The sequence below is a fragment of the Pseudomonas sp. C32 genome (genome assembly GCF_030417915.1).
Classification (GTDB): domain Bacteria; phylum Pseudomonadota; class Gammaproteobacteria; order Pseudomonadales; family Pseudomonadaceae; genus Aquipseudomonas.
Map to the genome: position 1 here is coordinate 1 of NZ_JAUHUK010000044.1, position 8,102 is coordinate 8,102.

Consider the following 8,102-nt stretch of genomic DNA (forward strand, 5'->3'; position numbering starts at 1 on the left):
CAACACCGTCCCGTCAGGCGGTATTCCCTTGAGCCCAGACATAGGTGATATCGCCACGCCAGACCTGTTTGGGTGCCAGCACTTCAAACTCTAGATTCAAAATGTTCTGAATATCAGGCCGCTCGACCGTCGCTTGTTTGTAGGCATGTGATCCAGGTTGTTTGCTGGCTAACTTCAGTTCCCGCATCAGACCACGCACCTTGAACCGCCCGATTTGCTCGCCGTCTTCCTGCATCTTCGACACGATGCTGCGGCTATCTGTCTACACCGGTTGAAAACTGACCCCCGAGTGCTGAAACAAGACTGCCTCCAAAACTCGACAAAAAATCCAGCACTGGCAACGATTCGCGAAGAATCAGGCTGGGTCAGTGGTATCTCGGCAACTGGCTCAGCTCGGCATCGGAGCCAACAATCTATCGTTGGTGGTTATTGATTGAATATAAATATTCGTTCTTTAATCCATTTTATAAGTTCTTCTGCACCAACAGACTGGGGTTTTCTTTTTTTAACTAAAAGGCGAGCATATATATTTTGGAATAGTGGATGATCAATTGAGCGAGTCACCAGGTCTCCGCTGATCATATCGTTAAAGGCAGAAAACTCACTCAACATCGTTACCGCTTCTCCGCTCATCACATAACGTCGGAGGGCAGTGAGCGAGTTCGTTACCAAGGCCGGTCGAATGGACAGATTTTCTGTATGTGCTACAAGCTGAACAATTTGCCCTAACCCGTATTCAAGCGGCATCACAGCTAACGGGTAACGCATTATTTCTTCGAATTTGAGAGGTTCACTGAGACGCGTAAGCGGATGATCTGATCGCATGAGCAATCGGACAGGTTGAAGTGAAGATGCGCGGTAGGCGACTTCAGGATGCGCAGATGGATTGTAAGCGAGGCCGATATGGGCAGTGCTCTGAATGACTTCCTCCAGAACGCTTTTGACGGGAAGCACATCGAGACTGATACGAATACCGGGATAGGTGGCAGTGAAATCCCGCAAAACATGATCAATCAGCAAATCGATGAACCCCTCGCTGGTAACGATACGGACTTCACCCTCCCTTAACCCCTTCAGTCCTCGCAAGCGGTCTTCAAGGTGCTCTTGTTGTGCCTGGCAGCCACGCCAGAACTCCAAGAGAAGGTGGGCTGCTTCAGTAGGAACCACGCCACGTGCTTGCCTTTCAAACAATACAGTTTCCACTTCCTCTTCCAGCAGTTGGATTTGCCGGGTGATAACTGAAGGTGCCGTGTTCAGGTTTTCGGCCGCCCCCCGAATGGAGCCGCTGGACAGCACCTCATAGAAATACCGCATTCGGCGTTGATTCAGATCTCTCACAAACAATCCTCCCCCTATGCATGATCGTTGCCCTTAGGGCAACGATACCATCAAGAAGTTGCTGTTGCTTGCATTGCCATTCCACCTGAATACTGGTTGCACAATAAAAACGCCTACAGCGGAGGCAGTATGCAAAGGTGCATTAATCCATCGAGCGAGCTATCGACCATCTATCGAAAAATAGACTGGCGGTTATTACCTTTTTTGCTCCTGTGTTACGTGGTGGCGTATCTGGACCGGGTAAATGTGGGATTTGCCAAGCTTCAGATGCAAAGCGATCTAAGTTTATCTGATGCTGCTTACGGACTGGGTGCCGGAATATTTTTCGTGGGCTACGCCTTGTTCGAAACGCCTAGCAATTTGCTATTGCCGAAGATCGGAGCGCGCAAGACGCTCAGCCGGGTAATGATTTTGTGGGGTATTACATCTGCATGCATGGTGTTCGTAGAAAGCGAGAGATCATTTTACGTGCTGCGTTTTCTCCTCGGCGTCTTTGAGGCGGGTTTCGCTCCCGGAATGATTTTTTACCTTACCTATTGGTACGGGCGCGAGCGGTTAGGCAGAGTGATGGCAATCGTTATGCTTGCCGGGCCACTGGGCGGCATATTTGGGGCACCTTTGTCCGCGTGGATCATGACCTCCTTCGCAGGTTTCCACGGCCTGGCCGGATGGCAATGGATGTTTTTTCTGGAGGCATTACCGGCTGTAGTGTTAGGTCTCATAGCGCTGAAAGTTCTTAGCGATAAACCCTCGGTCGCGCCTTGGTTGAGTGAGCGTGAAAAACAAGTGCTGAATGCGCATATCGGTGAAGGGCAGGGAGCCCACCATTCATTTGTTCAAGTATTAAAAGACCCACGTGTGTATCTAATGGCGGCCGGTTACTTCTGCTTGATTTGCGGAATTTACACAATGAGCTTTTGGCTGCCATCGATTCTAAAGGACGCAGGCGTTCAAGGTGTCATGCAGATCGGCTTTTACTCAGCGATTCCATACATTGGTGCGATGCTGGGGATGTTGATATTTGGTCGCACCTCAGATCATTTCTATGAGCGGCGTTGGCACACAGCGGTGCCAGCATTGATTGCGGCGATTTGCTTGACTGGGTCAGTAATTTATAAGGCCGACTTTGTTTTGGCACTCACTTTTCTGACTCTATCTACGACCATGATGTGGGTTGCTTATACGGTATTCTGGGCAATCCCTTCGCAACATCTCAAAGGTGACACTGCTGCTGGTGGGATCGCCGTTATTAACACCATTGGATTGACGGGCGGGTTTATCAGTCCCACGTTGATCGGTTATGCCAAGTCCGCCACTGGCAACTCAGACTCTGGTCTTCTGGTCATGGCTACAATTCTTGTGGTGGGTGCTTTGATACTCGCCGCCAACAGGCCGCAACCTGCGCAGCAAAAAATTTGTACTACACAGCCTACCTAAAAATTTCAATGAGGCGTCTTAATAGCCATGACATATCGAATTCTGATCGCTGGTTTTCAACATGAAACAAATACATTCGCGCCATCCAAAGCTGAATATGAAAATTTTGTCAGGGGGGAAGGTTTTCCTCAGATGGTAAGAGGGGAAGAAATGTTGGAACTTCGGAATGTTAATATTCCGGCAGGCGGATTTTTGATTGAGGCTGACCGCTTGGGCTATGAAGTAGTCCCGGTGATTTGGGCTGGGGCCAGTCCATCCGCGCATGTCACTCAAGATACCTATGATCGCATTACCGATGAAATCATAAAGGCCGCTGCAAACGAAGCAATCGACGGTATATATCTAGACCTGCATGGCGCGATGGTTGCCGATCATACGGACGATGGTGAAGGGACGCTCCTGGCTCGGCTACGAGCTGTTGTCGGTAAGGATATCCCGATAGTCGTCTCTTTGGATTTACACGCTAATGTTACTGAGTTGATGCTCACACACGCAGATGCGATGGTTGCATTTCGTACTTATCCCCACGTGGATATGGCTGAAACTGGCACACGAGCCGCCAAATTACTTGATTTGCGGCTCCGGTCGGGAAAACTGCATTGCGAAAGCTTACGCCTTCCTTTCCTGATCCCGATAAACGGGATGTGTACGCTCATGGATCCAGCACGAAGCCTTTACGAGCAATTAGAACACCTTGAGTCCGAAGGCCTTTCACTCTCATTTACTCCAGGCTTTCCAGCCGCTGATTTCGAGGAGTGTGGGCCGGTTATCTGGGGTTATGGAACAGACAGGCGAGAGATCAAGGCTGCTGTCGCTGTCCTTTATAAAATGGTAGTGGAGGAGGAGGATCAGTGGGAAGTACCTTTCCTGCTCCCGGACGAAGCAGTGCTCCGGGCAATGACGTTAGCAGAAACCGCCCAGCGTCCAATCGTCATTGCCGATACCCAAGACAACCCGGGAGCAGGCGGGGATTCGAACACGACAGGAATGCTGAAGGCACTCATTAAACACGGTGCTACTAATGCTGCCGTAGGATTGCTTTATGACCCGGCAGCAGTTCAGTCCGCCATTGCAGCCGGGGTAGGCGGTTTCATTGAAATAGCGCTCGGGGGGCAGTCGGGCGCACCGGGCGATAGTCCCTTGCAGGGGCGCTTTGAAGTAATGCATTTATCCGATGGCCGCTGTCGTTTTGCAGGCCCGATGATGAATGGCATGGAAGTTGATGTCGGGCCTGTTGCATGCTTGAAAATCGGGGGTGTGAAGGTGGCTGTCAGCTCTGGTAAGTGCCAGATGCTGGACAGGAATTTGTATCGGATAGCAGGTATAGAACCTGAGCAAATGAGTGTACTGATCAATAAAAGCTCTGTTCATTTTCGAGCCGATTTCGAGCCGATTGCCGACCAAGTACTCGTTGCCAAAGCACCTGGGCCCATGACCGCGGATCCAGCGGACATTCCATGGAAAAAACTTCGTGAGGGAATCCGGCTAAAACCAAACGGGCCTTCATTCCACAGCCCTGCATGCCGCGCTTAATGATCGTAATCGAACTTTAGGTATGGAGCGACATTAACGCAAATGGCGTAAGTGAACGTTCGCCTGGATAAAAAATACTTCCTGATCTATCTGGATCCAGAAAGCGGATTACACCAGTAGATAAGAAGGAAGGCATTTCAGTTGTGCATATTAAGTTGATGCATTCGCGTTAGCGAAATTTGCGTGGGATTCGTGCGTGTTGCGTTGGCTTGGAAGATTTCCTTGTTGCTTCTGTTACCTAAAAATTATAAAAAAATCGGAGCATTATAATTGAACGTAAATAAAATTTCTGCAACTTTGATGTTTGGCACCATTGCCATGAGTAGCCAGGCGTTTGCTGACTTCCTAAGTGATAGCAAAGCTACTTTGGGAATGAGGAACTTTTACTTCAATAACGACAACCGTGATGGCACCGCGGCCCCTTCGAAAACCGAAGAGTGGGCGCAGGGTTTCATGCTGGACGTCAAGTCGGGATATACCGATGGTACCGTTGGTTTTGGTGTCGATGCCTTGGGGTTGCTGGGTGTTACCCTGGACACTGGCAAGGGACGCCACGTCGGCAGCTCTATGATTCCCTCGGACAGTGATAACCGCGCCGTTGACGAGTGGAGCCGGCTGGGGCTGACCGGAAAAGTCAAAATGTCGAAGACCGAACTGCGCTACGGTACCTTGATTCCGAAACTTCCGATACTGGTCGCCAACGATGGACGGGTGCTGCCACAAACCTTCGAGGGCGGCCAAATTACCTCGAGCGAGTTCAAGGACCTGACCCTGACGGGGGGGCGAATTGAACATGCAACAGGTCGCGGTTCAACTGATCAGACGGGGCTGGCCGCTATGGGCGGTACGCGTGAAAGCAACCAGTTCGACTTCGCCGGGGGCGACTGGAAAGTCACCAAGGATTTGACGGCTCAGTACTACTATGCCCATCTCGACAACTACTATACCCAGCAGTTTTTTGGACTGATTCACACGCTTGCGCTCTCGGACAATCAATCTCTGAAAACCGACCTGCGCTACTTCAACACTGACTCGTCCGGTGCAAACAGCTCCGGAACCACTGGCTACAGAATCAGCGGTTACACCGAAAACGGTGATGGCGAAATCGATAACCGCACCTGGAGTGCTGCACTGATTTACACCGTGGGAGGGCACGCCGTTACGGCGGGGTATCAAAGCGTTTCAGATGGCAGCAATTTTACTCAACTCAATCAGGGTAGCCTTGTAGACAAGGGTGCCGGTGGGGCGAGCGTCTACTTATATACCGATCGTTTTATCCAAAGCTTCACCCGCGCAGGTGAGAAGACAGCTTTCGGTCAGTATGCCTACGACTTCGCTGCTATGGGCGTTCCTGGTCTCAAAGCATCGGTCATGTACCTTTCCGGCAACAATATCAAGACAGCATCCGGTACTGATCAGAAAGAATGGGAAAGAGACTTTACTCTGGACTACGTCCTTCAGTCGGGAGCGCTCAAAGGTGTTGGCTTCGGCTGGCGTAACGGTAAATCCAATAGCGATGCCGCTCGTAACCAAGATCAGAACCGGATAGTTGTAAGCTACAGCATTCCGCTTCTCTAAGGGGGGGCGGTACCCTTCCAGGGTATCTCGCCTGAGGTCTGGCGGGTGACGCCGTAGATGATTTTCATCAGGGTGGATTTGCCGGCACCGTTCTCACCGAGTACGGCATGGATCTCGCCGGGCATCACACTGAGATCAATGCCATCGTTGGCGATGGCATTGGTAGCCCTCGGCGCTTTTATTATTTGAGAGGAGCTGCGCCGTTACGGACACTGCTACCTTCGCTTGCCGATCGCAGGTCGGCACCGTACGCCGTGAATACGCAGCCCTGCATGCACCAAGATCCTCTCAGTTCGCGGCAAGGCTTCTATAGAAGCTCCTTGCTGATTTATTTTATATGTAGAGCTTTTGTTGATCTGTAAAAGGTTTGGGTATTAGGTTTTGTGTTAGGAGTAACTTGGGCTTATATGTCTGATGTATTTAGTAGGAGATAGAGTCTGACCACCTCGCACATATCGAATATTGACACTCAATTTAGCCCGTCCTACCATGCGGGCTCTTAATTGTTGTTAACTGCGAGCTAAACTGATTAATGAAAAAGCTAGTATTAATGCTCGCGCTGCTTGCGCCACTTAATGCCTATGCTGCGGAGCCTGATCATCGTGCTATTTGCAAGGACCTTAGATCAGATGTCGCACATCGCTATGATGTTTATAATTTGGTGTTGATAGAGGGCGGTAGTTCATATGTGTCAGAAGAGGGGCTTGTGCTTTGTGTGTATGACGGCATTGTCAAAAAATTCTACGGTGAGCGCGCGATTAGAGTGATGGCTACACTAAATGCCGCTGACAACAAGCTTAACGTCCTACTTTGAACTGTCTAAATTGTAGATGTCCAGAAACTTCAACAGACATTGCGAGTTTGAAAAACTAAAAAAACCACCTCTGCGTGCACCGCTCCTGGCTATCACGCTGGTGATGTCCTGCATGGCGGCTGTTGCTGCATTTATTGTTATGACCTTCCACCGGCAATGTTTCGGTTTGGCAGTGATACTGTCGATCCCGGCTGTGCTGGCAATCCTTGTCCTGGGATATATCGGTATACCGCCGGCGCCAATCCGGTTTCGCCTGAGGATAAATACACCGCTTGGTACCTTGGTGCACTGACCATCCTTTCTGGCGCGATGATTGTGTTATGGCAGTCGCGAATTTCCAAACAAACCGTACTAACTCCAACGCAAGAGTCCTGATTCCGAAGTTAGCGGATGCAGTTCATGTTGTAGCTGCACTCGCTTAAAGCCATAGGTGAACTTATGAAGCGTGTTGTCGTGAATACTGGGACAGGAAGGGATATGGGGCGCCGTTGATTTGATCAGAAAAATAATGCCTGAGGCTCACGTCGAAATCGGCGATGGCTACTGGCATCTCGATCGGCATGGGGCATGGGATATGAGTGCTGCGGAGCGGGAATTGGGCTATCGAGCGCAATGGTCGCTGCAAAAGGGACTGCTGCATTACTCCGATTGGCTGCGCGATCACGAGTACTGATGCCGGGATTGCTCGCGAATTTTGGTGAGTCAGTAATATTCAGCAGCCATTGGTGATTAAACATGATTAAAACCCTATCGTCTGGCCAAACGGTACACGCTGCGCCGCCTCCTTTACCTTTGATATGGATGTAGACAGCATTACGCACTGGCGTCTATGAACCGCGAATTGACAGCCAGCCTTACTACCAGGGGGCGGTTAAAGCACATAAGTAACCGTTCTGATGGTGGGGCGTCGATCATCAATGGATGGTCGCTTGAATCCCTGCGATGCTCCAGTGAGAAGCTCAAAGCATTGCGATGAGCGTTTTGGCCGATTGCTGTCGGTGCGATCGGACCCCGGCATGGCAGCCATTGAAAATGGGGCGGGCAGGGGAGAGGGCTAAAAGGCCGGCCCTCTATATAGAAGGGGGAGCTGGTTCCCCCTTTCTGCAAGCTATTGATAGAAAAGCAAAATCAGTGCTTGACGGCAGATCTCAGGTGTCTATAATTCGCCCCACTTCCGGCGCAGTCGAAATGGAAAACTCCTTGGTAAACAAAGAGTTACGCGGTTTTCGGCAGCAGGTTGCTTCAGTTCATCGAAGCCAAAAGGAAGTTGAAAAAGAGGTGTTGACAACAGCGGGTAACGCTGTAGAATTCGCCTCCCGCTGATGAGAGATCTGAAGCGCAAGTGGTTGAAGTTGTTAAGGAAATCCTTGAGAGCTTCTGAAAATAACCACTTGACAGCAAG

Annotated in this window: 7 protein-coding genes and 2 pseudogenes; 5 read left to right on the plus strand and 4 right to left on the minus strand. The window is 50.4% G+C overall.

Annotation, left to right across the window (positions count from 1 at the left end; all coding sequences use genetic code 11):
* Nucleotides 1-25: 25 nt before the first annotated feature.
* Both QYH43_RS26730 and QYH43_RS26735 read right to left on the minus strand, forming a co-directional pair.
* Nucleotides 26-256, minus strand: a pseudogene (locus QYH43_RS26730) (IS3 family transposase); the annotation flags it as partial.
* Nucleotides 257-426: 170 nt separating this feature from the next.
* On the minus strand, nucleotides 427-1,338 hold the full coding sequence (locus QYH43_RS26735; protein ID WP_095061743.1) for a LysR family transcriptional regulator: 912 nt from the start codon (nucleotides 1,336-1,338) through the stop codon (nucleotides 427-429).
* 129 nt (nucleotides 1,339-1,467) lie between these two features.
* Between QYH43_RS26735 and QYH43_RS26740 the strand changes: the two genes are divergently transcribed.
* The 3 genes from QYH43_RS26740 to QYH43_RS26750 all read left to right on the plus strand — a co-directional run bounded on the left by QYH43_RS26740 (nucleotide 1,468) and on the right by QYH43_RS26750 (nucleotide 5,886).
* On the plus strand, nucleotides 1,468-2,775 hold the full coding sequence (locus QYH43_RS26740; RefSeq protein WP_095061745.1) for an MFS transporter: 1,308 nt from the start codon (nucleotides 1,468-1,470) through the stop codon (nucleotides 2,773-2,775).
* Nucleotides 2,776-2,802: 27 nt separating this feature from the next.
* A complete protein-coding gene (locus QYH43_RS26745; protein ID WP_095061747.1) occupies nucleotides 2,803-4,308 on the plus strand; it encodes a M81 family metallopeptidase in 1,506 nt (501 codons plus the stop codon).
* Between the two features lie 270 nt (nucleotides 4,309-4,578).
* Complete coding sequence (locus QYH43_RS26750) at nucleotides 4,579-5,886, plus strand: OprD family porin (protein WP_301158513.1); 1,308 nt, start codon at nucleotides 4,579-4,581, stop codon at nucleotides 5,884-5,886.
* Nucleotides 5,887-5,897: 11 nt separating this feature from the next.
* Here the strand turns inward: QYH43_RS26750 and QYH43_RS26755 are convergent.
* Nucleotides 5,898-6,041 (minus strand): annotated as a pseudogene (locus QYH43_RS26755) (ATP-binding cassette domain-containing protein); the annotation flags it as partial.
* A 377-nt stretch (nucleotides 6,042-6,418) separates the two neighbouring features.
* On the opposite strand from QYH43_RS26755, the gene QYH43_RS26760 reads away from it, so the two are divergent.
* Together QYH43_RS26760 and QYH43_RS26765 are read left to right on the plus strand one after the other, a co-directional pair.
* Nucleotides 6,419-6,700 carry a hypothetical protein gene (locus QYH43_RS26760; RefSeq protein ID WP_143500405.1) on the plus strand — a complete coding sequence of 94 codons (282 nt, stop codon included), beginning with the start codon at nucleotides 6,419-6,421 and terminating at the stop codon, nucleotides 6,698-6,700.
* A 508-nt stretch (nucleotides 6,701-7,208) separates the two neighbouring features.
* The gene (locus tag QYH43_RS26765; RefSeq protein WP_256580393.1) at nucleotides 7,209-7,373 is read left to right on the plus strand and encodes a hypothetical protein; all 165 of its coding nucleotides are present in this window, start codon (nucleotides 7,209-7,211) and stop codon (nucleotides 7,371-7,373) included.
* Between the two features lie 483 nt (nucleotides 7,374-7,856).
* Here QYH43_RS26765 and QYH43_RS26770 read toward each other — a convergent pair.
* Nucleotides 7,857-8,102: hypothetical protein (locus QYH43_RS26770; protein ID WP_301158514.1), on the minus strand; the 246-nt coding region annotated here is incomplete at its 5' end.